This is a genomic window from Pseudoalteromonas sp. AWM4_233 (genome assembly GCF_056158285.1).
Genome location: NZ_JBSWSZ010000057.1, coordinates 686 through 2,816, shown reverse-complemented (window position 1 = coordinate 2,816; position 2,131 = coordinate 686). Strand labels below are relative to the sequence as shown.

The 2,131-nt window shown below is 44.0% G+C and carries 3 protein-coding genes; all 3 read left to right on the top strand.

What is annotated here, in order from left to right:
• On the top strand, nt 1-238 hold a 238-nt coding region (locus ACXAC4_RS19800), incomplete at its 5' end, for an SDR family oxidoreductase (RefSeq protein ID WP_475164913.1).
• Nucleotides 239-368: 130 nt separating this feature from the next.
• Complete coding sequence (locus tag ACXAC4_RS19795; protein WP_475164912.1) at nt 369-1,199, top strand: transketolase; 831 nt, start codon at nt 369-371, stop codon at nt 1,197-1,199.
• A 63-nt stretch (nt 1,200-1,262) separates the two neighbouring features.
• Nucleotides 1,263-2,081 (top strand): transketolase family protein, encoded by an 819-nt coding sequence (locus ACXAC4_RS19790; RefSeq protein ID WP_475164911.1) that lies wholly within the window; start codon nt 1,263-1,265, stop codon nt 2,079-2,081.
• The last annotated feature ends 50 nt before the right edge of the window (nt 2,082-2,131 follow it).

Genomic DNA, 2,131 nt, shown 5'->3' with positions numbered 1-2,131 from the left:
GGAATGGGTACAAAAAGGGATTCGCGTAAATTCAATTAGTCCTGGCTACACGGCTACTCCAATGAATACTCGCCCAGAAATGGTGCATCAAACGAAAGACTTTGAGTCGCAAACTCCCATGGGACGTATGGCGTCAGTGAATGAAATGGTTGGACCAGCCATTTTCCTTGCAAGTGATGCCTCTTCTTATTGTACAGGGGTTGACCTGCTGGTTGATGGCGGCTTTTGCTGCTGGTAAAGCCGCGTAGTACATCACTTTATTTGCTTAGCGGCACTATTATTTTGATGCTGCTAAGAATCAGGAAAAATATTTTTTTAACCATATCTGAATAAATATTCATGATTGAATATTTAGCCGAGGAGGGTTTATGAATCCATACTTGCTATCCATTGATGAATTGGAACGCAAAGCACGTGCGGTGCGACGTCGTATTATCGAATTAAATGCTAATAGTCCTGCCGGAGGTCACACAGGCGCAGATTTATCACAAGTTGAATTAGTGACAGCACTGTATTTTCGTATTTTAAATTGTGCGCCAGATCGACTCACAGATCCAGATCGAGATATTTATATTCAATCTAAAGGTCATGCAGCAGGTGGGTATTACTGTGTTTTAGCTGAAGCAGGATATTTTCCAGAAGAGTGGCTACCGACGTATCAACATAATAACTCTAATCTACCTGGTCATCCTGTACGCCAAAAAACTCCAGGCGTAGAGCTAAATACTGGAGCTTTAGGTCATGGTTTGCCTGTTGCAGTCGGGTTAGCGATTGCTGCAAAAAAGTCAGGAAGTAACCGGAGAATATATGTGGTGACAGGTGACGGTGAATTAGCCGAAGGCAGCAACTGGGAGGCTGCTTTAGTCGCAGCGCATTATGGCTTAGATAATCTCATTATTATTAATGATAAGAATAAGCTTCAGCTTGCTGGAGCAACATCCGAAATCATGTCGACTGACCCATTAGGTGCGAAGTGGCAGTCATTCGGTTTAGAAGTGACTGAGTGCCAAGGAAATACGATGTCTTCGGTAGTGGAGACTATTGAGGGTCTTGTCGCTAATGGTAAACCTCATGTAATTATTGCGAACACGGAAAAGGGGGCAGGCGTCTCTTTTATCCAAGGGCGCCCAGAGTGGCACCACCGAGTTCCTAAAGGTGATGAAGTCGAATTGGCGCTGGAGGAGTTGAAAGATGAGTAATTCAGAGCATTTAGCTAATGTAATGGTGCAGGGCCTTATTGCGGCTGTTGAAAGTGGATTGATGTGATACCAGTGGTTGCTGATTCAACCTCTACATCTAAAATCAAACCTTTTGTTGAAAAATTTCCTGATCGCTTAATCAATGTTGGTATTGCTGAGCAGGTAATGGTGGGCACTGCAGCTGGTTTAGCCCTAGGCGGTAAAATTGCTATTACTTGTAATGCCGCTCCGTTTCTTATTTCACGCGCTAACGAGCAAGTAAAAGTGGATGTTTGCTATAACAACACAAACGTGAAGCTATTTGGCTTAAATGCAGGGGCAAGTTATGGCCCTCTGGCGAGTACTCACCATAGTATTGATGACATTTCAGTGATGAGAGGATTTGGAAACATTGAGATTTATGCACCTTCTTGTCCAGTCGAGTGTCAACAAATAGTTGATTATGCATTACGGAAGGAAGGACCTGTTTACATTCGCATGGATGGCAAGGCTTTGCCTGTATTGCACGATGAGGGTTATCAGTTTATTCCAGGCGCAGTGGACTGCTTAAGTGAAGGCGAAGACGTTGCTCTCGTTGCATTAGGATCTACTGTTCATGAGGCGGTGTCTGCAGCAAATTTGTTAAAACAGCAAAACATTTCAGCGCGAGTGATTAATCTTTCTTCTATTCGCCCGTTAAATGCAGAAGCCTTAGCGCAGGCGTTGTTGGATGTAAAATTGGTTCTAACGATTGAAGAGCATAACGTTAATGGTGGCCTGGGGTCAGTGGTTGCTGAGGTAATGGCAGAGCAAGGCATCAGTGCAAAATTAAAACGCTTAGGGGTACAAGATGGTCAATACGCAGCAGCCGGAGATCGATCCTATACTCGCCAAAGGTGCTGATCTCTTGACACTGCACGAGGAACTTAACCTTAGCAATACGTAATGTTTTG

What these genes read in the sequence shown, in the direction of transcription:
- ACXAC4_RS19795 (WP_475164912.1), top strand. Translation starts at nt 369, where the DNA reads ATGAATCCATACTTGCTATCCATTGATGAATTGGAACGCAAAGCACGT.